The following is a 24,212-nucleotide window of genomic DNA, read 5'->3' as shown; positions in this document are numbered from 1 at the left end:
TTTTAAGGTGGCCCGTTTGGACCGCCTGTTGAACGCCCAGCTTCTAAGGAGCACGCACCCTATGCCAGCGGTTCAAGAGACCATCGAACAGGTCCGCGAGATCGACGTCGACAAGTACAAATATGGCTTCGAGACTGACATTGATATGGAGTATGCGCCCAAGGGTCTGAATGCGGATATCGTCCGCTTCATCTCGGCCAAGAAGGGCGAGCCGGAATGGCTGACCGATTGGCGCTTGGATGCGCTCAAGCGCTTTGAAACGATGAAGCGCCCGGAATGGGCGCGCGTTGATTATCCTGAGATCGATCTTCAGGAGCTGTATTACTATGCCGCGCCAAAATCGACCGAAGGCCCAAAAAGCCTGGACGAAGTCGATCCGGAGCTTCTACGGACTTACGAGAAGCTGGGTATTCCACTCAAAGAGCAGGAAATCCTGGCAGGCGTTCGCAAGCATGATGAGCCGTCGCAGCTTGATAGCAGCCTGGACTCGCTGGCCGGCAAAGTCGCTGTGGACGCTGTCTTTGACAGCGTGTCTGTCGTTACGACTTTCAAAAAAGAACTCGCGAAACACGGCATCGTTTTCTGCTCGATATCTGAGGCCGTACACTCTCACCCAGAGTTGGTGAAAAAGTATCTCGGCTCGGTCGTGCCGGTGACCGACAATTATTACGCGACATTGAACTCGGCCGTCTTCTCCGACGGATCGTTCGTCTACATTCCTGAGGGCGTGCGCTGCCCGATGGAGCTATCAACCTATTTCCGCATCAACGCCGAAAACACCGGTCAGTTCGAGCGCACGCTGATCATCGCCGACAAAGGCTCCTACGTCTCTTATTTAGAAGGCTGCACGGCGCCGATGCGCGATGAAAACCAGCTCCACGCCGCTGTGGTGGAACTGGTTGCGCTGGACGATGCGGAAATCAAATACTCAACCGTCCAGAACTGGTATCCAGGCGATGCGGAAGGCAAGGGCGGCATCTACAATTTCGTCACGAAGCGTGGCGACTGCCGCGGCGACAATTCCAAGATTTCTTGGACACAGGTCGAGACCGGCTCGGCGATCACATGGAAGTACCCGTCCTGCATTTTGCGTGGCGACAATTCGGTCGGCGAGTTCTACTCCATCGCAATTTCCAATGGCATGCAGCAGGTCGATTCCGGGACCAAGATGATCCATCTGGGCAAGAACACGTCTTCAAAGATCATCGCCAAGGGAATCGCGGCAGGGAAATCGGATTCAACCTATCGTGGCCTCGTGCAGGTGGCGCGCAACGCCAAGAATGCGCGCAACTTTACCCAGTGCGACAGCCTGCTGATCGGCGATAGGTGTGGGGCGCATACGATCCCCTACATCGAATCGAAGAACTCCAAGGCGGTGCTCGAACATGAGGCGACAACCTCGAAGATCTCTGACGATCAAATGTTCTACTGCCTGCAGCGCGGCCTCAATGAAGAGGAAGCCGTGGCGCTGATCGTCAATGGCTTTGTGAAGGACGTGCTGCAAAAGCTTCCTATGGAATTCATGGTGGAATCTCAGAAGCTTATTGGCATTTCGCTTGAAGGGTCAGTGGGGTGACATTCGATGGCATCACAGTGGCCTATTATGCTGCCATTTGCGGTGCGCTGGCGGCTCTGGCTCCGCGGCTCAACACGCTTGTGCGCCGCCTCGTATTGGGAGCAGCGGTCGGCATGATCGCCGCAACGCTCGCGCCCAATATCCGCGCCGCGCTTGGACTGTAAGGAGCAGAGCGTATGGAGTTGGCAATGCTCATTGGCCGCCAGGTGGCCTTTGTCGGTCTGCTCGCCGGGCCGATCATTTTAGTGGTTCTGCTCGGCCGCAGACGCGGCTGGAACCAAACTTACGTTTTTGTGATCGTCCTTGGCTGGGCGCTCTTGTTTCTGGGATTGAACGCGATGATGGCAGGCGACGCTTCGGCTGATGCCCTCTCGCTGATGCAATAAGGACTTCAACTATGCTGCAAATCAAAAACCTGCATGCCCGCATCGCCGAAGACGGCACCGAGATTCTGCGCGGCGTCGACCTTTCGGTTCCCAAGGGCGAAGTGCACGCGATCATGGGCCCCAACGGCTCGGGCAAGTCTACGCTTTCCTATGTGATCGCCGGCAAGGAAGAGTATGAGGTCACCGAGGGCGAGATCCTGCTTGACGGCGAAAACATCCTGGAGATGGACCCGCATGAGCGCGCCAATGCAGGCCTGTTCCTGGCGTTTCAGTACCCGATCGAAATTCCTGGTGTCGCGACGATGACGTTCCTGCGTACCGCGCTCAACGCCAAGCGCAAGGCCGAGGGGCTGGACGAGCTTTCCACGCCCGATTTCATGCGCGTCGTCAAAGAGAAAGCCGCGGAGCTCAACATCTCGTCGGACATGCTCAAGCGCCCCTTGAACGTCGGGTTCTCGGGCGGTGAGAAAAAGCGCAACGAGATCATGCAGATGGCGTTGCTCGAGCCGAAGATGGGCATTCTCGATGAGACCGATTCCGGTCTCGACATCGATGCGCTCAAAGTGGTGGCCGAAGGCGTCAACGCGCTGCGCGGTCCAGATCGCGGCTTCCTGGTGATCACGCATTATCAGCGCCTGCTCGACCACATCGTGCCGGACCATGTGCACGTGCTGTCGGCTGGCAAGATCGTCAAGAGCGGCGACAAATCGCTGGCGCTCGAGTTGGAAGCCAAAGGCTATGCCGACATCATAGCTGATGCGGCCTGAGGGTAATTGACCATGAACGCTGATCTGAAACGCATCAGGACTGCCGCCGAAACCGCGGTTCTGGAAAGCTTTGCCGAGGTGGAAGACACGCTTCCCGGCAACGCTGCCATTCATGCTGATCGCCGCACGCGCATCGCGCTCTTTGAGCGCGACGGCTTGCCCCATCGCCGTGTTGAGGCATGGAAATACACCGATCTTCGCACGTTGGTGCGCGAGATCGCACCCTTGGCGGACAGCGCCGGCGCGACCGATGTTCCAGCCCCGCTTCTTGATGACGCCGTGCAGATCGTGGTCGTCGATGGCTTTGTGCAATCAAGCCCATCCGAACTGCCAGATGGTGTGAGCTTGGCACCGTTGATGGATGTGCTTGGCAATGGCGCTGCGTCTCTGGCTGGCTCCGACAGGCCGGACCGTGCAATTGATGCGCTCAACGCCGCCTTTGTCCGCGATGGTTACGCTCTGACCATCGCCAACGCTGCCACCATCGAAACGCCGCTTGAGCTGGTCTTCATGCGTTCAACCGGCAGCGCGATGAGCCACGCCCGCGCACATATCGCTGTCGGTGAGGGCGCTGACGTGACCATTGTCGAACGCCATATCAGCCCAGATGGTCAGGCTAGTCAGTCGAGCGCCGTCACGAACTATGCGGTGGGTGAGGGCGCATCTCTATCCTTGCTGCGCACGCAGAACGAGGGCGATGAAGCCGTTCATCTCGGCGAGGTCGCCCTGGATCTTGCGGCAAAGTCGCAGACCAAACTGCTGCATCTTATCGCCGGCGCCAAACTGGCTCGCACCGAAACGCGCGCTGTGTTCGCTGGTAAGGAAGCGCGGTTAGACGTTGCCGGCATCACTATGGTCGCCGATCGTCAGCACTCTGATTCCACGCTCTATGTCGATCATTTGGTGCCGCATTGTGACAGCACGGAGACGTTCAAAGCCGTGATCGATGATGCGGCCAAGGCGATCTTCCAGGGTAAGATTGTCGTTGCGCAGGACGCCCAGAAGGTTGACGCGCAGATGGCGATCAACTCGCTCTTGTTGTCGGAAACCGCCGATATGGTGGCCAAACCGGAACTCGAAATTTTTGCCGATGATGTCAGCTGTGCCCACGGTGCGACCTGCGGCGACATTGATGAAGATCTGATGTTTTATCTGCTCGCACGCGGCATTGGGCCGAAAGAAGCGCGTAAGCTCCTTCTGCAGGCCTTTTTGTCCGAAGGGGCGGAGATTTTTGAAGATCACCCGTTCGAGCAGCTCGCCTTTGACGCCATCGAAGCGTGGCTTGTAGCCCATGCAGCGCGCTAGCGGAAAGTAGACTTTGATGAGTTTGGATGTCGCTGCTGTCAGGGCGGATTTTCCGGCCCTTTCGACACAAGTCAACGGCAAGCCGCTGGTCTATCTGGACAATGCGGCATCGGCGCAAAAGCCGAACCAGGTGATCGACGGGACCGCTGAGTTTTACCGCACGTCCTACGCCAATGTGCATCGCGGGCTGCATCATCTCTCAACGGCAGCCACCGAAGCCTATGAAGGTGCGCGTGCCAAAGTCGCCAGGTTTCTTGGCGCGGCTAGCGATCAGGAAATCGTCTTCACCCGTTCTGTGACGGAGGCGCTCAATCTCGTTGCCCATGGGCTCGGTGAAAGCATCCAGGAGGGGGATGAAATCATCCTCTCGGTGATGGAGCACCACTCCAACATCGTGCCTTGGCACTATCTGCGCGAGAAAAAGGGTGCAGTGCTCAAATGGGTACCGGTTCTGGAGGATGGCAGCTTTGATGTCGAAGCTTTTGAAAGCATGGTCACCGAACGCACCAAGATCGTCGCCCTAACCCACATGTCCAATGTGCTCGGCACGGTTACGCCGATCCGTGCGGTTGCGGACTATTTGGCCGATCGCCCTGATATCACGCTGGTCGTTGATGGCGCCCAAGGCGCAGTCCACATGGCCGTCGATGTCCAGGCGCTTGGCTGCGATTTTTATGCCGTCACTGGGCACAAACTCTATGGCCCGTCAGGCATCGGCGCGCTCTGGGGCAAGGCAGAGAAACTTGCCGATCTCCCACCCTATATGGGCGGTGGCGAGATGATTGACGAGGTGCGCGAGGACGGTATGACCTACGCGCCGCCGCCAGCCCGCTTTGAGGCCGGAACGCCGCCCATCGCTCAAGCGGTCGGTCTTGGTCTGGCCCTCGATTACATCGAAGCCATAGGCCGCGACGCGATCAGCGCGCACGAGCATGAGCTTCTGACCTACGCGATGGAAAAAATCCGTCAAATCAATGCCGTGCGCATTATGGGCGAGGCTCCAGGCAAGGGCGCCATCATCTCCTTTGAGGTCGAGGGGGCGCACGCCCACGACATCTCGACCTTGCTTGATCGCTCAGGCGTCGCCGTGCGCGCCGGCACCCATTGCGCGCAGCCGCTGCTGAAACGCTATGGTGTTTCTTCCTCCTGCCGTGCGTCCTTTGGCGTCTACAACACGTTTGAGGAAGTCGATACCTTTGTCGAAGCCTTGAAAAAGGCTCAGAGCTTCTTCACATGAACGTTCACTGTTACACTGATTGGTACAGTTGGGCATGTCGCCCAGAATGGACATAGCGATGACCGACACTGCCACAGCGCCAACTTCGACGGATCAGCAGGCGCCCAATGCTGCCGAGCTGAACGCATCCGCGATTGCGCCTGACGAACTGGAGCGGCTGACCGAGGACATCGTCGCTGCACTGAAGACAGTGTACGACCCGGAAATCCCGGTCGATATCTATGAGCTCGGCCTGATCTACAAGGTCGATATCGACGATAACCGCAAAGTGACCATCCATATGACGCTCACGGCACCTGGGTGTCCGGTTGCCGGCGAAATGCCCGGCTGGGTGGAAAATGCCGTCGCGACAGCACCTGGCGTCTCGGACGTGCAAGTTGAAATGGTGTTTGACCCGCCTTGGACACCGGAACGGATGTCCGAAGAGGCGCAAGTCGCCATCGGTTGGTTCTAGGAGCAACACCCCATGGGCTTTGCCATGATCACACTGTCCGACGCTGCCAAGGACCATATCGGCGCGCTCTTGAGAGATCATGAGCCGACGGCAGGTCTGCGGTTGACGCTTAAAAAGGGCGGCTGCGCCGGTATGGAATACAAGCTTGATATCGCCGAAGAAAAGCCAGCCGGCGATGATGCCGTCGAAGAGGGTCCCGCCCGGCTGTTCATTGAACCGTCAGCCATGCTCTACCTGCTCGGTATGCATGTGGACTATGAGGTCACAAAGCTTCGCTCAGGTTTTGTTTTCAAGAACCCCAATGAGGTTTCGGCGTGCGGCTGCGGCGAATCCGTCGAACTGATTCCAGCACAGGCGCAGCCTGCTCATTAAGATCGATCGTTGTTTAAAAAAAAGGCGCGCTAGCCTCGGTGATTAGCGCGCTTTTTGTTTCTGACTGGATGCAGGCTTAGGCCGCAGCTGTTTCCTGTTCGGAAATCTCGCTCTCAGACATCACGCGGTTGCGCCCAGCATCCTTGGCCGCATAGAGGCATTTGTCGGCCCGTTCGATGATCGATTGAACGCTATCGTCAACGCGCAGTTCGGCAACACCGATGGAAATCGTGACGCGGCCCAACGTTTCGCCCGTCGAGCGTTTCACCAGTTCTTTGCCCATGACGGCCTGGCGAATGACATTGGCCACATCCGTTGCCCGTCCGACCTTTGTGGATGGCAGAATGACGCAAAATTCTTCCCCGCCATAGCGGCATGCCAGGTCTTTGGACGAGACTGACGCCTTGATCGTGCTGCCGACGAGGCGGAGCACCTGATCACCGGTCTGGTGGCCGTGGGTATCGTTGAATTTCTTGAAATGATCGATGTCACAAACCAGAAGGCTGAACGGTTCGCCGGTTGCTTCCGACGTGACCATGGCTTCATCCATCGCACGATCAAACCGTTTGCGATTGCCGATGCCGGTCAATTGGTCGGTCATCGCCTCATAGCGCACTGATTCCAAGGCTTCTTTCAGCGAGGCAATCTCCTGCTCACTCTCAAGCAGCTTGCTCGACATGGAGCGGTTGCTTTTTTCCACTTCGTCCGTGACCGAGATAAGCTTCTCAACGATCGCTTTGACCTTCTGCTCATCGGCAGCATTGTTGGTCAGGCTTTCCGACGCGTCTTGCAGTTCGTCGGAATATCCGCTGGTTTGACCGGCAGCATCGTTGATCAGCTCCATGATTTCAGAAACTTTGCCCGAGAGCTTGCCACCGACAGCATCAACGCGTTCTTCAAAGGAGCCGGCACCGAAGAACTCTTCGCGGATCTCTTCGAGCGTTTTCTGGTCGACATGTTTGCCAGCGCGAAGGATTTCATTGATGCGCTTGTTCAGCGCAGGATTAAATCCTGCGGCATAGGAAAACCAAATCTCGTAGTTTGGCGGAAAAGCTGCGAGTTCGTTCGTTTTGATCTTCGCAATTGCGTGCTCAGCAATCTGATAGGTGCGCGCAACGTCTTCTGGCAATGCCATGCCGAGGTCCCCCAAGGGTCAACAGATTTGGCAAGACATTGGCATAACACCGTTTCCAAGCGGTTAATCCGCAACGATAGGTAGAATTGCCAAATCGCTACACAGTCGAAAGAAAGATCAAGTCAGCCATAAAGGATCGGCCAGCCGCACGCGTGCAGCGTGTCTGGCAGAACGTTACATGAGCCGGGACCGGGGTCGGCGGCCTTTAGCCGCCTAAAAGGATGGTTCTGCTAGGCTGCCGTGCGCCGAATGGGGCGCAAAAGGAACGCCGGGACATAGTCGGTCTCGCCAAACGGGCGCCGATCATCGGGACCGTCCTGATCATTGCGACCGCCGCGACGGCCGCGACCGCGCTTGGGCGCATTGGATTCGCCATCGTCTTTTTTCGAAGATCGATCGCCGCGCTTCGCCTTCACAGGCTGCTCGGTCTTTTCCCTAACGTCATCGTCAGAGGATTGATTGCCGCTTTCGGGAGCTGTCTGGGTGTCCTTGGACTGCGTGTCTTTGGCTTGCGCTTCGGAAGCTTTCCGGCCACCGCGACGCCCGCGCCGACGGTTCGGTTTTTCGTCCGCTTGAACAGCTTCTTCTGCCGTCTTGGCTTCTTCAGCGTCTTTGGCCGGTTCAGCATCGCTGCGCGGAATCGCCTGCCCGATCATGTCCTCAATGGCTGCGACATATTTGCCGTCAGCTTTCGAGGCCAGTGTGATCGCTGTGCCTGTGCGCCCGGCGCGGCCTGTTCGGCCAATACGGTGCACATAGTCCTCGGCGTGCGTCGGCACATCATAGTTGAACACATGGCTGACAGCAGGAATGTCGAGGCCACGGGCGGCAACGTCGGAGGCGACCAGCAAGGTCAACTCATTGTTGCGGAACGCATCCAGCGTCTGCATGCGCGCGCGTTGGTCCATATCGCCGTGCAGGCAGCCGGCATTGTAGCCATGGCGTTTGAGCGAGCGCTCGACCACCGAGACATCGCGTTTGCGGTTGCAGAAGATGATGCCGTTCGAGAGGTCCTTGGCGCCGTCGATGGCGCCGCGCAGCGTTTCGCGTTTCCCAGCGGCAACACTGGGTGCGCTCAGAAGCAGCTGCGTGATGGTTTCGCTGGTCGACGATGTGCGCGAAACCTCAACGCGCTCCGGCGCGTGCAGGAACGTGTTAACGAAACGATCGATCTCCGGCGGCATTGTCGCCGAGAAGAACAGTGTCTGGCGGGTGAATGGCACCAGCTTAAAGATGCGCTCCAGGTCGGGCATGAAGCCCATGTCGAGCATCCGATCGGCCTCGTCGACCACCAAATACTCAACGCCCGTCAGAAGAAGTTTGCCGCGCTCAAAATGATCAAGCAGACGGCCAGGCGTCGCAATCAGAATGTCCGCGCCACGCGTTAGCTTCTTTTCCTGCTCGTCAAACGAAACGCCGCCGATCAGCAGGGCCATCGTGTATTTGTGATTGACCCCAAAGGTCTCGAAGCTCTCGGCCACCTGCGCTGCCAATTCGCGCGTTGGCGCAATCACCAGCGAGCGCGGCATACGAGCCCGGGCACGGCCGCGTTCCAGAAGTGTGAGAATGGGAAGCGAAAAGGCAGCCGTTTTGCCGGTGCCGGTCTGGGCCAGGCCCAAAACATCTTTGCGCTCAAGCACATGAGGGATGGCTTGCGCCTGGATTGGCGTCGGCTCGCTGTAGCCAGCGGCCTCAATGGCGGAGAGAACTTTTTGCGAAAGACCAAGGGTCGTAAAGGACATGCGTGAGATGGGTATCCGTGTCGAGAAGGATCGGTGCGAGTGCGGGTAAAAGCGCGGCGAAAAGGCAGGTTCTGTAACGAGCGGCCATTTCCAATGCCGCTTGGCGCTAACCTTTTGGTCTTGGCGCCATCATGCGTGCTGACAATCACATCTCTGTGACGAGCCCGCGTTTGCACGAAGCAATGGGCGGCACATGGCCCCTTGGTCGGCAAAAGTCAAGGAAATGCGGGGCTTTACGCTGTGAAACGCGACCAATTGCGGCGAAAGTCTGCGTCAAGGGTTTAGAAAGTGCGAAAGTGTTGCCCGAACGGCGCAAAACCAAAGGCTGATCTGGAACGTTTGTCTGCTGGCTGGGGGTTTTCAGAACGAACCCCCTTTTGGAGACTATCTTATGCGTTTTTCTCAACTTCTTGGCTCAACTGCAGCCGCCGCCGTCGTGTCGCTCGGCATGGCAGGCGCCGCTTATGCCGATGGCCACATGAAGGACATTGTTGACACCGCGGTGGAAGCCGGATCGTTCACGACACTCGTGGCTGCCGTTCAGGCTGCTGGCCTGGAAGACACGCTGCGCGGCGAAGGCCCGTTTACGGTCTTCGCACCGACGGACGAAGCCTTTGCAGCGCTGCCGGAAGGCACTGTTGAAAACCTGCTATTGCCGGAGAACCTGGAAACCCTGCAGGCGATACTGACCTATCACGTACTACCCGGCAAAGTGATGTCGGCTGACATCGCCGGACAGGAACTGTCGGTTGCGACTGTTGAGGGTTCTGAAGTGATGGTCAACGCCATGGACGGCGTGATGGTCGACAGCGCCAACGTTGTCACGGCCGACATTGAAGCGACAAACGGCGTCATTCACGTCATTGACGCCGTGATCCTGCCGCCGTCGGCAATGTAAGACCGAAATCACGGGAACGAGGAAGGGCCGGTCGAACGATCGGCCCTTTTTAGATGTCCAGCTCTTCGGTGAACTTGGCGTTTTCCTGAATGAACTGGAAGCGCGCTTCGGGTTTATTGCCCATCAGCGTCGTGACGGTATCCCCGGTGCTTTGCCCGTCGATCACCTTCACCCGCAACAAGGTGCGCTTGTCCGGGTCCATGGTGGTCTCCTTCAACTGCGCGGGCAGCATCTCCCCAAGACCTTTAAAGCGACCGATCTCGATGTTGCGCTTGCCCTTGAAGGCCGTGCGCATCAGTTCATCTTTGTGCGCATCATCACGGGCATACTCCACCACGCCACCGGCGGACAGGCGGTAGAGCGGCGGCACGGCGATGTAGAGATGCCGGTTCTCAATGAGCTCGGGCATTTCCCGGTAGAAAAAGGTTATGAGCAGCGAGGCGATGTGGGCGCCATCCACGTCAGCGTCGGTCATGATGATCACGCGCTCGTAGCGCAGATCATCGTCGCGATAGGCCGAACCCGTGCCAACACCCAGCGCCTGCAACAAGTCTGAGAGTTGCTGGTTGGAGGTGATTTTTTCACGCCCCGCATTGGCGACGTTCAAAATCTTGCCGCGCAGCGGCAGCACCGCTTGCGTGTCGCGGCGGCGCCCCTGCTTGGCAGACCCGCCAGCCGAATCGCCCTCCACAATGAAGATCTCAGAGCCAGCCGCACCGGCCTTCGAACAATCGGCGAGCTTGCCGGGAAGGCGCAGTTTCCGCGTGGCGCTCTTGCGGGCAATGTCCTTTTCCGCCCGGCGTTTCAGCCGCTCCTCAGCGCGATCGATCGTCCATTCGAGCAGCTTGTTAGCTTGGTTCGGTGAGCCGGTCAGCCAGTGATCGAAGGCATCGCGCACCGCGTTTTCAACGATCTTGGTGGCTTCCTGCGTCGCCAGGCGGTCTTTTGTCTGGCCGACAAACTCCGGCTCGCGCACAAAGACCGAAAGCATTGCGCCGGCTGATGTCATCACATCGTCTGCGGTGATCTGCGCGCCTTTTTTTACGCCTGTCAGCTCGGCATAGGCCCGCAGCCCTTTGAGCAATGCCATGCGCAGCCCAGCTTCGTGAGTGCCACCCTCCGGCGTTGGCACCGTGTTGCAATAGGAGGCGAACGAGGCATCGCCAACATGCCAGCAAACCGCCCACTCCACACCGCCATGCTTGCCGGCGTTCGGCGTGCGCCCAGCAAACATCTGCTCTGTGACGCGCCGCTCATTGCCGAGCGACTCAGCCAGATAATCCTGCAAGCCACCAGGGAAGGAAAAGACGGCCGTTTCCGGAACGTCTTTGACGCCCTCCAACAATTCCGGGGCGCAGGTCCAACGGATTTCGACGCCGGCAAACAAATAGGCTTTCGACCGCGCCATTTTCATCAACCGCGCCGGTTTGAACCGGGCGCTTTTGCCGAAAATTTCTGCGTCCGGATGAAAGCGCACGGTTGTGCCTCGGCGGTTCATCGTTTCGCCAATCACCTCCAGCGGTCCTTGTGGAACACCACGCGCGAAGATTTGGCGATAGATCTTCCGGTCGCGCGCAACTTCGACTTCCAGATGGTTCGACAATGCGTTGACCACCGAAACACCCACGCCGTGGAGACCGCCGGACGTCTCGTACACCTTGCTGTCGAACTTGCCGCCGGCGTGCAGCGTGGTCATGATCACTTCGAGCGCGGATTTTTCCGGCATTTTGGGGTGCGGGTCGACGGGAATGCCCCGGCCATTGTCGCTGACCGACAGAGACCCATCGGCCATCAGTTCCACCTCGATGCGCGAGGCGTGGCCGGCCACGGCCTCATCCATGGAGTTATCAATGACTTCGGCAAAGAGGTGATGCAGCGCGCGCTCATCCGTGCCGCCGATATACATGCCTGGGCGGCGGCGCACCGGTTCGAGCCCCTCAAGCACCTCAATGGCCGAGGCGTCATAGCCTGCCTCTGCGCCAGATGTTGGCGGTTTGGGCGTGGCCTTCTTCGCAGGCTTTGGCGCCGCTTTCAGCGCAGGCTTGTCGGTGGGTTCAGGTGCAGGCGTTGCCGCAGGCGCGGCGCCAAAAAGGTCTGTCATCGAGGCAAAGAACCGGTCGGTCTGGGGGCGAATCGCTTCTGGTCACAGTGCCATGGCACACGGGCAAAAAGCAAAACCCGGAAGCTGATAGCTCCCGGGTTTCATCATCAGCTTGGAAGGCTGGAGACCGCGCTAGACGGCGATCTTGCCACCGCCTTGGCGTGTCACCACGACAACGGACGGGCGAGGGGGCATCCCGTCCTGAAAATCCGGCCAGCGTGTGGCCGGGTCCTCGAAGGTTGAGGCGCGCTCGAAACCTGCGAAATCGCTGGTGCCATCGGTGCCCGGATGCTGAACGGCGAGGAACAACGTCTCATCGTTCTGCGCGAAGTAGGGCCCGCAAAGCTCACCGCCGACTGGACAGCGGAAGAACAGTCGCGATTGGCCGCGCAGATCACCGTCGGTTTCAAGGGAATAGAGCCCGTCGGATTTGCCCGTGCGACCCCAATTGCCGCCTTGGTCGGTGGAAATCCACAACCGGCCTTCGGCGTCGAACGCGCAATTGTCAGGCGAAGCAAACCAGCCATGTTCGGTTGTGTCAGGCCCCCATTGGGCCCCCACTTCTGCTATCGCGGGATCGCCGCACCGCACCAGGATCTCCCAGCGATAGTCGGTCGCCGCATGGTCGGCATCCGGCGCGATCATTTCCATGATGTGACCGAACGCATTGTCAGCGCGCGGGTTGGCGGCATCGACCTGCTCTTCTGTCCGCCGAGTGTTGTTGGTCAGCATCATATAGACGCGACCATCGGGGGCCGGCTGAACATCTTCCGGGCGATCCATCGGCGTCGCGCCGAGAAGATCGGCGGCCAAGCGGGCATCGATCACCACATCGGCCTGGCTCTCAAACCCGTTCTCGGCCGTCAGCGGACCATGGCCCCAGGTGAGCGGCAGCCATTCCAGGCGACCATCCGCGTGGAACTTGCCAACATAGAGCGTGCCTTCCGACAGAAGCTGCATATTGGCGGCTTTGTCATTGCCGACCACGCCGTCGGAGATGAATTTGTAGACATAGTCAAAGCGCGCGTCATCGCCGGAATAGACCACAACGCGGCCATCCTTATTGACGATGCTTTCCGCGCCTTCGTGCCGGAATCGGCCAAGGGCGGTGTGCTTCACCGGTACCGACTCTGGGTCCATCGGGTCGACTTCGACGATGTAGCCGTAGCGGTTTGGGCCATTTGGTTCCTGATCGATGTTGAAGCGATCATGATGCTTGCCCCAGGCGTACCAACGGCCTGGAACGCCATAACGGCGGTAGCTTTCTTCTTGCGGCATGCCGGTCACATCCGGGCGGCCTTCACCGTCAACCTGATCGGTCCAGAAATAGCCGTGAAAGTTCTCTTCGGCCATCAGATAGGTGCCCCAGGGCGTAATGCCGCCGGCGCAATTGTTGATGGTGCCGATGATCGCGGTGCCCGATGGGTCTTCGGCGGTCTTCAGCTTGCCATGGCCTGCAGCGGGGCCTGAAACGGTCATCAGGGTTTCCAGCGCCGAGATGCGGCGATTGTAGGGGCTGTCGAGCACGACCTCCCACTTGTTGTCCTCATTCTTGACGATCTCGAACACCGAACCGCCATGGGCGGCCATTTCGATTTCAACCAGCTCGCGGGTCATATCGGGGAAACCTTCACGATCCTGCCGACCAATGCCGGGGAACATAACCTCTTCGTTGGTATACTCATGATTCACGCAGAGCACGCCGCGGGTTTCATCGGCGTTGAGCGGAACGAAGCCGACATAGTCATTGTTGTAGCCGAACTGCTGAAGCTGACTTTCAACACTCTGGTCTTGAGGGTCGAACTCCGGCGCATCGGCGAAAAGCTTGTCGCCCCAACGGATCAAGACGTCGGCGTCGTAGCCTTCGGCGATGTGATGGTTCTCGTCGTTGCCGCTTTCCAGCTCGGTGAAGCGAAACGACGCATCCTCACCATTGGCGAGCGCTTGGTTGGCTGCGGTCAGCGCCGTCGTGCCAAAAAGGGCCGTCGTCGCTGTCACGCCGAGCATGCCCTTCATCACATCACGGCGGCCATAGCGCCGGTTGATGATGTCGCCGATCGTATCGACCTGGTCGATGGGCGAGAGCGGCGTGTTGTCAAAATCTTCGAATGCTTCAGCGCGGTTGTCGAAACCGTCGTCTTCCAGCAGTGATTGATCCAGACGTGTCTGGTCCTGACGTTGATCCGTCATGGATGCCTCCTAGGTCATCGCGATGTGTCCGTGAGCGATGCTCAAGGTCATCGTGGCACCGCAGAAGCCAGTTACCGTGGCGTCGATGACGGAGGCATGACCGCTGGATGACGGTGCGATGACAGTGGAGAAGAGGGCAGCTGAACGCGTCCAGATGCGGTCAACCCTCGCATAGATGAATACAGTTGCGTGAAGGCGCGCCAAATAAAAAGGGCGTCCCGAAGGACGCCCTTTTATCTTTTTCACAAGGTCGGCTTAGGCCGAGTAGTACATGTCGAATTCCACCGGGTGCGGCGTCATTTCGTAGCGCATGTTTTCTTCCATTTTCAGATCGATATAGGCTTCGATCTGATCTTCATCGAACACATTGCCTGCGGTGAGGAACGCGTGATCATCGCCAAGGGCTTCCAGAGCTTCGCGCAGCGAACCGGCAACCGTTGGGATGTCTTTGAGCTCTTCTGGCGGCAGATCATAAAGATCCTTATCCATCGCTTCGCCCGGGTGAATCTTGTTCTTAATCCCGTCAAGGCCGGCCATCAGCAAAGCCGAGAAGGCGAGATAGGGGTTGGCCATGGGATCAGGGAAACGCACTTCCACGCGCTTGGCTTTCGGCGAAGACGTGTAAGGGATACGGCAAGAGGCCGAGCGGTTACGTGCTGAGTATGCCAGCAGAACCGGCGCTTCGTACCCTGGAACCAGACGCTTGTAAGAGTTGGTCGATGGGTTGGTGAACGCGTTGATCGCTTTGGCGTGCTTCAGAACACCGCCGATATAGTGCAGGCACGTTTCTGACAGATCAGCATATTCCGATCCTGCGAACACCGGCTGGCCGTCTTTCCAGATCGACTGATGGCAGTGCATGCCGGTGCCGTTGTCGCCAAAGACAGGCTTCGGCATGAAGGTCGCCGATTTGCCGTAAGAGTGCGCAACCTGGTGCACAACGTACTTGTAGATCTGCATGTGGTCGGCGCAGGTCGTCAGTTCGTTGAACTTCATGCCAAGTTCGTGCTGAGCAGCCGCCACTTCGTGGTGATGTTTCTCAACCGTCACACCCATCTGAGCCATAACGGTCAGCATTTCTGAGCGAATATCCTGGCAGGAATCCACGGGCGGAACGGGGAAATAGCCGCCTTTGGTACGCGGACGGTGACCAAGGTTGCCCATCTCATATTCGGTGTCGGTGTTCTCAGGCAGTTCTGAGGAATCCAGCACGAAACCGGTGTTGTAAGGGTCAGCGCGGAAGCGCACATCGTCAAAGATGAAGAACTCAGCTTCTGGGCCGAACATGACGGTGTCGCCGATGCCGGTCGACTTCATGTAGGCTTCGGCCTTCTTCGCCGTCATACGCGGGTCACGGCTATAGGCTTCGCCCGAGCCTGGCTCCAGAATGTCGCAGAAGATTGCCATGGTCGGCTGTGCGAAGAACGGGTCCATATGGGCGGTTTCGGTGTCCGGCATAAGAACCATGTCGGACTCGTTGATGGCCTTCCAGCCGGCGATGGACGAGCCGTCGAACATGATGCCATCGGCGAACATGTCTTCATCGACCTGGCTTACATCCATGGTCACGTGCTGCATCTTGCCGCGCGGATCGGTGAAGCGAACATCAACGAACTTCACATCGTTGTCGCTGATGGACTTCAAGACATCTGCTGCTGTGGTCATGCTTACTGTTTTCCTTAAGGCTTGGGTACGAATGGAATGTGCGAATGTGTTGGATGGGAGGGGTGCCGCCGGATCGGACGATCGGCGGGCATAGCTGGTTAGACGGCGTCTGCCCCGGTTTCGCCGGTGCGAATACGCACGACATCTTCGACAGGTGAGACGAAGATTTTGCCGTCGCCGATGCGACCGGTTTGGGCGGCTTCACGGATAGCGCTGACCGCGCTTTCCAGCAGATCGTCCTGAAGTACGACCTCCACTTTCACCTTGGGCAGGAAATCGACCACATATTCAGCGCCCCGATAGAGCTCCGTGTGGCCTTTTTGCCGACCAAACCCTTTGGCTTCGGTGACCGTGATGCCCTGCAGTCCAACCTCTTGCAGCGCCTCTTTCACCTCGTCCAGTTTGAACGGCTTAATGATAGCCTCGATTTTCTTCATCGCCTCCCCAATCCAACTCATGCGTGCGCGTCGCGCGCACTGGCCATCCCGAAGCACGTACCGTGCCAACTGCGCCTCGTGCGGCGCGCGCTCGGTTGTTTTCGCCAGTCATGCGGCGGCAGACGTGAACAAAGTCGAAATTTGCACACCTATTAAGCAGCGGATCGACCCATGACACACCCTGATAAGCACAATAATTGTGCAATTGCATAATTCCAAAGCAAATTTCGGCGACCGTTCAGGGTGGTTCCAATTCACCTGCCTCATTCTTCATCGTCTTTCCCAATGGAAGCGAGCGATTATCGGCCCATTCGGATTTTCCTTGATGCGCTCGCTGCCTTTGCTATAGAGCCGCCCACGGCATCACGCTTCGTGCATGCGGGCGTGGTGAAATTGGTAGACACGCTGGTTTTAGGTACCAGTGGCGCAAGCCGTGGGGGTTCAAGTCCCTCCGCCCGCACCAACAACGCGATTAACGTGTGTTTGCCGAACCGCGAAGCGTAGCCGCGCATCGGGGTCGACAGGCACACATGGATGATAAGGAACTCGGCCCAATGCAGGTCACTGAAACGCTCGCCGATGGCTTGAAGCGCGAACTAACAATTACGATTCCGGCCACCGATCTGTCGGCCAAACTTGATGACAAGCTGTCTTCGCTGAAGAGCCAGGTTCGCCTGCCAGGCTTTCGTCCGGGCAAAGTGCCGGTTTCGCACCTGAAAAAGGTGTACGGCAAACAGGCGATGGCTGAGGTCATCAACGACACCCTCAACGAGTCGACCAACGCAGCGATTGCCGAGCGTAAAGAAAAGCCTGCCAGTGAACCAAAATTCACGTTGCCGGAAGACGAGAAGAAAGCCGAAGACATCATCGCAGGCAAAGAAGACCTGGAAATCGCGGTCGCTTACGAGATCATCCCCGATTTCGAGGTCAAGGATTTCTCTGGCATCCAGATCGAGCGCCCGGTCGTCGACGTAACTGATGACATGCTCGACGAGCGCATGAAGCAGATCGCGTCGTCCAACGTCACCTACAAGGCGGTTAAGCGCAAAGCCAAGAACGACGACCAGGTCACCTTCGACTTCCTCGGCAAGGTCGATGGCGAGGCCTTTGACGGCGGTGCTGCCGAAGGCTTCAAGCTGGTTCTCGGCTCTGGCCAGTTCATCCCAGGCTTCGAAGAGCAGATGGTCGGCCTGAAAGCGGGCGACGAAAAAACGCTCGAAGTGACGTTCCCTGAAGACTACCAGGCGGAAAACCTTGCCGGTAAGGCCGCGACCTTCGATGTCACGGTTCACGAAGTCGGCGCGCCTGAGGATCCAGTGATCGATGAAGCGTTCGCCACCAATCTTGGGCTGGAGTCGCTGGACAAGCTCAAAGAGGCCGTCAAAAGCCAGCTTGAGAATGAATACGGTCAGAAGACCCGCATGAAGGTGAAGCGCCAGCTTCTCGATGCGCTGGACGAAGCCTACAATTTCGATCTGCCGCCAAGCCTGGTTGATCAGGAGTTCGAGGGCGTTTGGAAGCAGGTGACCGACGACCTTGAGCGGGCTGGTCGCACGTTTGAGGAAGAAGACACGACCGAAGACAAAGCCAAGGAAGAGTATCGCGTGCTCGCCGAGCGCCGCGTGCGCTTGGGCCTGTTGCTTGCCGAAGTTGGCGGCCAGAACGATGTCCAGGTGACCAATGAAGAACTGCAGCGCGCCGTTGTAGCCCGCGCCCAGCAGTTCCCCGGTCAGGAACGCGAAGTCATCGAGTTCTTCCAGAAGAACCCGCAGCAGCTGGCCGGCGTGCGTGCACCGATCTTTGAAGACAAGGTGATCGATTTCATCCTGGAACTTGCCAATGTGACCGACAAGAGCGTCGATCCGAAGGACCTGGACGATGAAGATGAGCACGACCATGATCACCATGGCCATGATCACGACCACGATCACTAAAGCCTGGATGGCGGTGATGGTGCCTTGAAGGCGCCCCACCGTTCACCATATGGCGAAAAGATGGGCCGCGATCGCACCGATCGTGGCCCTTTTCCTTTCCCAAGCCTTGCCCCACCGCATTCAGCGGCTAGGCTCCGCGACGACGGGCTGAGTCGGATACGCTTCGCCAGCCACCGATAGCCAACACCCAAGGACCCATTCCATGCGCGATCCCATCGATTTGACCATGAACACCCTCGTGCCCATGGTGGTCGAGCAATCCAACCGCGGCGAGCGCGCCTTCGACATCTACTCGCGCCTTCTGCGCGAGCGCATCATCTTCATGACCGGCCCGGTCGAAGACAATGTCGCCTCGCTCATCTGCGCCCAGTTGCTCTATCTTGAAGCCGATAATCCGACCAAAGACATCGCGCTTTACATCAATTCTCCTGGCGGTGTGGTGACTTCCGGCATGGGCATCTACGACACGATGCAGTTCATCAAACCGTCGGTTTCGACGATTTGTATCGGTCAGGCCGCATCCATGGGTTCGCTTCTTCTGACCGCCGGCGCCAAAGACTCCCGTTTCATCCTGCCCAATGCCCGCGTGATGCTTCACCAGCCATCCGGTGGTTTCCAGGGCCAGGCGTCCGACATTGAACGGCACGCAGCCGACATCATCAAAATGAAACGGCGTCTCAATGACATCTATGTCGAACATACCGGCCAGGATTACGACACCATTGAAGCAACCCTTGACCGCGACCACTTCATGACGGCCGAAGAAGCCAAAGACTTCGGTATCGTCGATGAAGTGATCACCTCGCGCACGGCGTTGGAAGAATCAGCGGACTAGGTTTTGACGCTTTTTCGCCTTAACGCAGGCAATAAAGGCGCCATTTGTGCCCGGTAATCCACAGCACGGGGCACAATGCGAGGTGCGACGCTGCATTGCGTCAACAATGGTTGACAGGGCCAAGAAACCCTAGAACTCTGGGCTTTAGCGCGTTCTTAAGGGTGCCAAAGCGCCGAAAGGCGATCCGAGGAACCGCGTGGAAGACACCAATTGTAGTGCGTGCCGCGTGTTAACCCTTGGGCCGGACAATGGGTTTAATCTGGTCTAATCGTCTGATTTGATCGACGTGGCTGACGGCGTCTCATCGGATGGAAACTTGGGGGCAGTCACAAGCTGCCCCGACCAATGGCGGAGCGACCTTCGCCAACCCGGTACGCGCGCTGCGTGCCGCTATGGAGATTAGATATATGAGCAAGTCTGGCGGCAGCGATTCCAAGAACACGCTTTACTGTTCGTTCTGCGGGAAGAGCCAGCACGAAGTGCGTAAGCTAATTGCCGGCCCAACCGTGTTCATCTGTGATGAGTGCGTTGAGCTGTGCATGGACATCATTCGCGAGGAAAACAAAACCTCGTTGGTGAAGTCCTCCGACGGCGTGCCAACACCGCAAGAAATTCTCTCGGTGCTTGATGACTATGTCATTGGGCAGCCGCAGGCCAAGCGCGTGCTCTCTGTCGCCGTGCACAACCACTATAAGCGGTTGCACCATGCGGCAAAGAACGCCGACATCGAGCTTGCCAAATCCAACATCATGCTGATCGGCCCGACCGGTTGCGGCAAGACGCTGCTGGCGCAGACGCTGGCGCGCATCATTGATGTGCCCTTCACGATGGCCGATGCGACCACGCTGACCGAAGCCGGTTATGTGGGTGAAGATGTTGAGAACATCATTCTCAAGCTCTTGCAGTCAGCCGACTACAACGTCGAACGTGCGCAGCGCGGCATCGTCTACATCGATGAGGTCGACAAGATTTCGCGCAAGTCCGACAACCCGTCGATCACCCGCGATGTGTCGGGCGAGGGCGTGCAGCAGGCCTTGCTGAAGATCATGGAAGGCACCGTTGCCTCCGTTCCGCCTCAAGGCGGCCGAAAGCATCCGCAGCAGGAGTTCCTGCAGGTCGACACGACGAACATCCTGTTCATCTGCGGCGGTGCGTTTGCCGGTTTGGATCGGATCATCTCCGACCGTGGCCGCGCGACGTCCATCGGCTTTAAGGCCTCGGTTGAAGACCCCGATGCCCGCAAGGTCGGCGAACTGTTCGCTGAAGTCGAGCCGGAAGATCTGGTGAAGTTTGGTCTGATCCCAGAATTTGTTGGTCGTTTGCCGGTGTTGGCAACGCTGATGGATCTGGATGTTGAAGCCTTGGTGCAGATCCTCAAAGAGCCGAAAAATGCGCTGGTGAAGCAGTATCAGCGCCTGTTCGACATGGAAGAAGTGCAGCTTACGTTCCAGGATGAAGCGCTTGAGGCGGTGGCCAACAAGGCCATCGAACGTAAGACCGGTGCTCGTGGCCTGCGCTCGATTATGGAGACGATCCTTCTGGACACCATGTACGAGCTTCCGGCCATGGAAGGCGTGGAGCAGGTTGTGATCTCCGATGAGGTGGTCAATGGCTCGGCCCGTCCGCTTTACATCTATGCCGACAAGGAAGAGCAGCAGACCGCAGACGCGTCCTAACGCAATATTTCAATGATTTTGCAGACGGCGTTCCAACCATTGGGATGCCGGGCAGCCCCTAACCCTTTGATGAGCGGTGCATAGATCGTCGATTGCGCAGCTAACTGACCGCAGACCGTTGAAATCCATCCAAGAAGCGCCCAAGTTCGCTGCAACAACGTAGCTGCGTGATTCACTGCTTCTTTTGAGGCGCGTACAGTTTCGTAGCGTTGCGTTCCCCCCTGCCGGTGCATGTTGCCGGACAGCGATGCCAGGGCGACGGTATTAAGAGGTCTTTGTACCAGCCGCCTCGACCGACCATGACGGCCGGTTCGATCCGCACCGCTTTTCGGCCTGGATATCCTTCCACGCATGCCCGTGCTCTTGCCCGAATGCCAAAGGCTAGACCATGACTGAACAAACCCCAGACTATTCCGCGGCCTATCGCGACGCAGAACCGAGTGTGCACCCGGTGCTGCCGCTGCGCGACATTGTTGTATTTCCGCACATGATCGTGCCGCTGTTCGTCGGCCGTGAAAAATCGATCGCAGCGCTTGAAGAGGTGATGCGGTCCGACAAACAGATTGTGCTCGCCACGCAGATCAACGCCTCCGACGATGATCCGGCCGCCGACGCCATCTACAATGTTGGCACCATCGCCAATGTGCTCCAGCTTCTGCGCCTGCCCGATGGCACAGTAAAGGTGCTGGTGGAGGGCACTGATCGCGTCGAAATCGTGCGGTATCATGAGCGCACCGACTTCCATGAAGCCGACATCCACGCACTTATCGAAGATGAGGGCGAAGAGATTGAGGTGGAAGCCTTGGCCCGCTCGGTGACAGCTGAATTCGAGAGCTACGTGAAGCTCAACAAAAAGGTCTCCCCGGAGGTCATATCCGCGATCAGCCAGATCGAGGGCTTTTCCAAGCTCGCCGACACGGTTGCCTCGCATCTGGCTGTGAAGATCGCCGACAAGCAGGACGTGCTTGCCACGATATCCGTCGTTGAGCGCCTGGAGCAGGTGCTGGCGCTGATGGAGAGTGAAATATCTGTTCTCCAAGTTGAAAAGCGCATCCGTTCGCGGGTGAAGCGCCAAATGGAGAAGACCCAGCGCGAATATTATCTCAACGAGCAGATGAAGGCGATCCAGAAGGAGCTGGGCGAAGGCGAAGATGGCAAGGATGAGCTGTCAGAGCTGGAAGACAAAATCGAGAAGACCAAGCTCTCCAAGGAAGCGCGCGAAAAAGCGACCGCTGAGATGAAGAAGCTACGCGCCATGAGCCCAATGTCCGCTGAGGCAACGGTCGTGCGCAACTATCTTGATTGGCTGCTTGGCCTGCCATGGGGCAAGCGTTCGCGCATTTCCGTTGATCTGGAAAAAGCCCAGCAGATCCTCGACGACGATCACTATGGCCTCGACAAGGTCAAAGAGCGGATCATCGAGTACCTTGCGGTCCAGGCACGCTCAAACAAGCTGCGCGGCCCAATCCTCTGCCTCGTTGGCCCTCCCGGCGTTGGTAAGACCTCGCTGGGCAAATCGATCGCCAAAGCGACCAAGCGTGAGTTCGTACGCATTTCGCTGGGCGGCGTGCGCGATGAAGCCGAAATTCGCGGTCACCGGCGCACCTATATCGGGTCTATGCCGGGCAAGGTGATCCAGTCGATGCGCAAGGCGAAGAAATCCAACCCGCTTTTCCTGCTCGATGAAATCGACAAGATGGGCATGGATTTCCGCGGCGATCCGTCTTCGGCCCTGCTCGAGGTACTTGATCCGGAACAGAACTCGACGTTCGCCGATCACTATTTGGAGGTCGATTACGATCTGTCGAACGTGATGTTCGTGACCACGGCCAACACGCTCAACATTCCTGGCCCGCTGATGGACCGCATGGAGATCATTCGCATCGCCGGTTACACCGAAGATGAGAAGATCGAAATCGCCCGTCGTCACCTCATTCCCAAGGCGATCAAGAACCACGGCCTGAAAGCTGATGAGTTCACGATCGACGATGATGGTCTGCGCCTCGTGGTCCAGCGCTACACCCGTGAAGCGGGCGTGCGTAACCTGGAACGTGAGCTGTTTTCTCTCGCCCGTAAGAGCGTGAAAGCGATCATGCTCGGCAAGATGAAGACGCTCGACGGCGAAGAGGTGGAGATCGAAACGGCGAACATCACGGCGCAAAATGTCGGTGATTTCCTCGGCGTGCCACGCTTCCGCCATGGCGAAATCGACGACGATGATCAGGTCGGTGTGGTCACGGGCTTGGCCTGGACCGAAGTCGGCGGTGAACTTCTCACCATCGAAGGTGTCATGATGCCCGGTAAGGGCAAGATGACGGTGACCGGCAACCTGCGCGACGTCATGAAAGAGTCGATCTCAGCGGCCGCCAGCTATGTGCGCTCACGTGCGGTGGACTTCGGTGTCGAGCCACCGCAGTTCGATAAGCGTGACATTCACGTTCACGTGCCTGAAGGTGCAACACCGAAGGATGGACCATCCGCAGGTGTCGCCATGGTGACGGCCATCGTTTCGATGATGACCGGCATCCCAGTGCGCAAAGATGTCGCCATGACCGGCGAAATCACGCTGCGGGGCAGGGTGCTTCCGATCGGTGGCCTGAAAGAAAAGCTGCTGGCCGCACTGCGCGGTGGCATCAAGAAGGTGCTGATCCCAGAGGAGAACGCCAAAGATCTGGCGGACATTCCCGAGACCGTGAAAAACGGCCTTGAGATCATTCCGGTGGCCCGTATGGACGAAGTCATCGAACATGCGCTCACCGAAGTGCCGCAGGCGATTGAATGGTCGGGCGAAGAGGTTGCCACTGATTCGACCGCCGGAGACGACGTGGATTCGACCGGGGCCATCGTGGCGCACTAAGCCGGCCAATAACCCACAACAGGGGGCGAACGACCGTCCCCTGTGCACAAATCGACGAAAAACCCCGGTTTTCCGGGGTTTTTTGTTGTCAGATCGAGCGAACATCGGCAGGGTTTCTTGGCAATGCGCCGTAGATTCGCGGCGAGATGGCAGGGCCTGGCGTATCGCTGTACGGCTCGCCAAACCAAGTGGAGATAAAAAGATGAACAAGAGCGAATTCGTTGCCGCGGTTGCGGAAAAAGCCGACATGGGCAAAGGCGATGCCGCCAAAGCTGTCGACGCTGTGTTCGATGTAATCACGTCCGAACTCGCCTCTGGCGGTGATGTCCGCATGACGGGCTTCGGCAATTTCAGCATCACGCACCGCGCTGAAAGCAAGGGTCGCAACCCATCGACTGGCGCTGAGATCACGATCCCGGCTGCCAAGCGTCCAAAGTTCACCGCCGGTAAGGCGCTGAAGGATGCTGTGAACAAATAAGCTGCTTGTTCCTCAATGCTGCCACGCGTCTCGGCGTGGCATGACGCCCGGGCTGGGTTCACAGCTCGGGCGTTTTTTGTCGGCTCAACTGGGAAACGCTGCGCGACACCAGGCATGCAATACCATGCTTGCATTTGCGTCCAACGCGACCTATTCACAACGGCACG

The 24,212-nt window shown here is 58.0% G+C and carries 20 protein-coding genes and 1 tRNA gene; 15 read left to right on the top strand and 6 right to left on the bottom strand.

Annotated elements, in window-relative coordinates; translation table 11 throughout:
* The first annotated feature begins 61 nt into the window (after positions 1 to 61).
* From sufB to JJ917_05290, 8 genes are read left to right on the top strand one after another with little or no spacing between them, the layout of a single operon-like run.
* A complete protein-coding gene (gene sufB / locus JJ917_05325) occupies positions 62 to 1,576 on the top strand; it encodes a Fe-S cluster assembly protein SufB (protein MBO6698234.1) in 1,515 nt (504 codons plus the stop codon).
* Complete coding sequence (locus JJ917_05320; GenBank protein MBO6698233.1) at positions 1,573 to 1,740, top strand: hypothetical protein; 168 nt, start codon at positions 1,573 to 1,575, stop codon at positions 1,738 to 1,740. Before sufB ends, JJ917_05320 begins: the two co-directional genes overlap by 4 nt.
* A 12-nt stretch (positions 1,741 to 1,752) precedes the next feature.
* Positions 1,753 to 1,962 carry a hypothetical protein gene (locus JJ917_05315; GenBank protein ID MBO6698232.1) on the top strand — a complete coding sequence of 70 codons (210 nt, stop codon included), beginning with the start codon at positions 1,753 to 1,755 and terminating at the stop codon, positions 1,960 to 1,962.
* An 11-nt stretch (positions 1,963 to 1,973) separates the two neighbouring features.
* Positions 1,974 to 2,729, top strand: coding sequence for a Fe-S cluster assembly ATPase SufC (gene sufC / locus JJ917_05310; GenBank protein ID MBO6698231.1), 756 nt, complete (start codon positions 1,974 to 1,976; stop codon positions 2,727 to 2,729).
* A 12-nt stretch (positions 2,730 to 2,741) separates the two neighbouring features.
* A complete protein-coding gene (sufD, locus tag JJ917_05305) occupies positions 2,742 to 4,034 on the top strand; it encodes a Fe-S cluster assembly protein SufD (GenBank protein MBO6698230.1) in 1,293 nt (430 codons plus the stop codon).
* A 22-nt stretch (positions 4,035 to 4,056) separates the two neighbouring features.
* The gene (locus tag JJ917_05300; GenBank protein MBO6698229.1) at positions 4,057 to 5,271 is read left to right on the top strand and encodes a cysteine desulfurase; all 1,215 of its coding nucleotides are present in this window, start codon (positions 4,057 to 4,059) and stop codon (positions 5,269 to 5,271) included.
* 58 nt (positions 5,272 to 5,329) lie between these two features.
* A complete protein-coding gene (locus JJ917_05295) occupies positions 5,330 to 5,725 on the top strand; it encodes an SUF system Fe-S cluster assembly protein (GenBank protein MBO6698228.1) in 396 nt (131 codons plus the stop codon).
* A 12-nt stretch (positions 5,726 to 5,737) separates the two neighbouring features.
* Complete coding sequence (locus tag JJ917_05290; GenBank protein MBO6698227.1) at positions 5,738 to 6,097, top strand: iron-sulfur cluster assembly accessory protein; 360 nt, start codon at positions 5,738 to 5,740, stop codon at positions 6,095 to 6,097.
* Between the two features lie 76 nt (positions 6,098 to 6,173).
* Here JJ917_05290 and JJ917_05285 read toward each other — a convergent pair whose 3' ends face one another.
* Together JJ917_05285 and JJ917_05280 are read right to left on the bottom strand one after the other, a co-directional pair.
* Entirely contained in the window at positions 6,174 to 7,232 is a 1,059-nt protein-coding gene (locus JJ917_05285; GenBank protein ID MBO6698226.1) for a GGDEF domain-containing protein, read from the bottom strand.
* A 230-nt stretch (positions 7,233 to 7,462) separates the two neighbouring features.
* Positions 7,463 to 8,974, bottom strand: a complete 1,512-nt coding sequence (locus JJ917_05280; GenBank protein ID MBO6698225.1) for a DEAD/DEAH box helicase — start codon at positions 8,972 to 8,974, stop codon at positions 7,463 to 7,465.
* 391 nt (positions 8,975 to 9,365) lie between these two features.
* Between JJ917_05280 and JJ917_05275 the strand changes: the two genes are divergently transcribed.
* Positions 9,366 to 9,872: a fasciclin domain-containing protein gene (locus JJ917_05275; protein MBO6698224.1), complete on the top strand. Its 507-nt coding sequence runs from the start codon at positions 9,366 to 9,368 to the stop codon at positions 9,870 to 9,872.
* 49 nt (positions 9,873 to 9,921) lie between these two features.
* Here JJ917_05275 and parE read toward each other — a convergent pair whose 3' ends face one another.
* The 4 genes from parE to JJ917_05255 all read right to left on the bottom strand — a co-directional run bounded on the left by parE (position 9,922) and on the right by JJ917_05255 (position 16,265).
* Positions 9,922 to 11,973 (bottom strand): DNA topoisomerase IV subunit B, encoded by a 2,052-nt coding sequence (gene parE, locus JJ917_05270; GenBank protein MBO6698223.1) that lies wholly within the window; start codon positions 11,971 to 11,973, stop codon positions 9,922 to 9,924.
* A 132-nt stretch (positions 11,974 to 12,105) separates the two neighbouring features.
* Positions 12,106 to 14,163, bottom strand: a complete 2,058-nt coding sequence (locus JJ917_05265; GenBank protein ID MBO6698222.1) for a PhoX family phosphatase — start codon at positions 14,161 to 14,163, stop codon at positions 12,106 to 12,108.
* 255 nt (positions 14,164 to 14,418) lie between these two features.
* Entirely contained in the window at positions 14,419 to 15,828 is a 1,410-nt protein-coding gene (gene glnA, locus JJ917_05260; GenBank protein MBO6698221.1) for a type I glutamate--ammonia ligase, read from the bottom strand.
* Between the two features lie 98 nt (positions 15,829 to 15,926).
* The gene (locus JJ917_05255) at positions 15,927 to 16,265 is read right to left on the bottom strand and encodes a P-II family nitrogen regulator (GenBank protein MBO6698220.1); all 339 of its coding nucleotides are present in this window, start codon (positions 16,263 to 16,265) and stop codon (positions 15,927 to 15,929) included.
* Positions 16,266 to 16,643: 378 nt separating this feature from the next.
* On the opposite strand from JJ917_05255, the gene JJ917_05250 reads away from it, so the two are divergent.
* The 6 genes from JJ917_05250 (at position 16,644) to JJ917_05225 (ending at position 24,045) form a co-directional block, all read left to right on the top strand.
* Positions 16,644 to 16,728: transfer RNA gene (locus tag JJ917_05250), tRNA-Leu, on the top strand.
* A gap of 91 nt (positions 16,729 to 16,819) precedes the next feature.
* Entirely contained in the window at positions 16,820 to 18,199 is a 1,380-nt protein-coding gene (locus JJ917_05245; GenBank protein ID MBO6698219.1) for a trigger factor, read from the top strand.
* 202 nt (positions 18,200 to 18,401) lie between these two features.
* Positions 18,402 to 19,034: an ATP-dependent Clp protease proteolytic subunit gene (locus JJ917_05240; protein MBO6698218.1), complete on the top strand. Its 633-nt coding sequence runs from the start codon at positions 18,402 to 18,404 to the stop codon at positions 19,032 to 19,034.
* 407 nt (positions 19,035 to 19,441) lie between these two features.
* Positions 19,442 to 20,710, top strand: a complete 1,269-nt coding sequence (clpX, locus tag JJ917_05235; protein MBO6698217.1) for an ATP-dependent Clp protease ATP-binding subunit ClpX — start codon at positions 19,442 to 19,444, stop codon at positions 20,708 to 20,710.
* Positions 20,711 to 21,098: 388 nt separating this feature from the next.
* The gene (gene lon, locus JJ917_05230; protein MBO6698216.1) at positions 21,099 to 23,567 is read left to right on the top strand and encodes an endopeptidase La; all 2,469 of its coding nucleotides are present in this window, start codon (positions 21,099 to 21,101) and stop codon (positions 23,565 to 23,567) included.
* On the top strand, positions 23,458 to 24,045 hold the full coding sequence (locus tag JJ917_05225) for an HU family DNA-binding protein (GenBank protein ID MBO6698215.1): 588 nt from the start codon (positions 23,458 to 23,460) through the stop codon (positions 24,043 to 24,045). Before lon ends, JJ917_05225 begins: the two co-directional genes overlap by 110 nt.
* The last annotated feature ends 167 nt before the right edge of the window (positions 24,046 to 24,212 follow it).

The organism is Hyphomicrobiales bacterium (assembly GCA_017642935.1).
GTDB lineage: Bacteria > Pseudomonadota > Alphaproteobacteria > Rhizobiales > MH13 > MH13.
This window is presented reverse-complemented; position numbering and strand designations above follow the sequence as displayed.

Excerpts from the sequence above, each read along its gene's own strand:
- sufC (MBO6698231.1), top strand. The coding sequence starts at position 1,974 with ATGCTGCAAATCAAAAACCTGCATGCCCGCATCGCCGAAGACGGCACC.
- clpX (MBO6698217.1), top strand. The coding sequence starts at position 19,442 with ATGAGCAAGTCTGGCGGCAGCGATTCCAAGAACACGCTTTACTGTTCG.
- JJ917_05240 (MBO6698218.1), top strand. The coding sequence starts at position 18,402 with ATGCGCGATCCCATCGATTTGACCATGAACACCCTCGTGCCCATGGTG.
- sufB (MBO6698234.1), top strand. The coding sequence starts at position 62 with ATGCCAGCGGTTCAAGAGACCATCGAACAGGTCCGCGAGATCGACGTC.
- JJ917_05280 (MBO6698225.1), bottom strand. The coding sequence starts at position 8,974 with ATGTCCTTTACGACCCTTGGTCTTTCGCAAAAAGTTCTCTCCGCCATT.
- JJ917_05275 (MBO6698224.1), top strand. The coding sequence starts at position 9,366 with ATGCGTTTTTCTCAACTTCTTGGCTCAACTGCAGCCGCCGCCGTCGTG.
- JJ917_05265 (MBO6698222.1), bottom strand. The coding sequence starts at position 14,163 with ATGACGGATCAACGTCAGGACCAGACACGTCTGGATCAATCACTGCTG.
- JJ917_05290 (MBO6698227.1), top strand. The coding sequence starts at position 5,738 with ATGGGCTTTGCCATGATCACACTGTCCGACGCTGCCAAGGACCATATC.
- lon (MBO6698216.1), top strand. The coding sequence starts at position 21,099 with ATGACTGAACAAACCCCAGACTATTCCGCGGCCTATCGCGACGCAGAA.
- sufD (MBO6698230.1), top strand. The coding sequence starts at position 2,742 with ATGAACGCTGATCTGAAACGCATCAGGACTGCCGCCGAAACCGCGGTT.
- JJ917_05295 (MBO6698228.1), top strand. The coding sequence starts at position 5,330 with ATGACCGACACTGCCACAGCGCCAACTTCGACGGATCAGCAGGCGCCC.
- JJ917_05285 (MBO6698226.1), bottom strand. The coding sequence starts at position 7,232 with ATGGCATTGCCAGAAGACGTTGCGCGCACCTATCAGATTGCTGAGCAC.
- parE (MBO6698223.1), bottom strand. The coding sequence starts at position 11,973 with ATGACAGACCTTTTTGGCGCCGCGCCTGCGGCAACGCCTGCACCTGAA.
- JJ917_05245 (MBO6698219.1), top strand. The coding sequence starts at position 16,820 with ATGCAGGTCACTGAAACGCTCGCCGATGGCTTGAAGCGCGAACTAACA.
- JJ917_05255 (MBO6698220.1), bottom strand. The coding sequence starts at position 16,265 with ATGAAGAAAATCGAGGCTATCATTAAGCCGTTCAAACTGGACGAGGTG.
- JJ917_05225 (MBO6698215.1), top strand. The coding sequence starts at position 23,458 with ATGCGCTCACCGAAGTGCCGCAGGCGATTGAATGGTCGGGCGAAGAGG.
- glnA (MBO6698221.1), bottom strand. The coding sequence starts at position 15,828 with ATGACCACAGCAGCAGATGTCTTGAAGTCCATCAGCGACAACGATGTG.
- JJ917_05315 (MBO6698232.1), top strand. The coding sequence starts at position 1,753 with ATGGAGTTGGCAATGCTCATTGGCCGCCAGGTGGCCTTTGTCGGTCTG.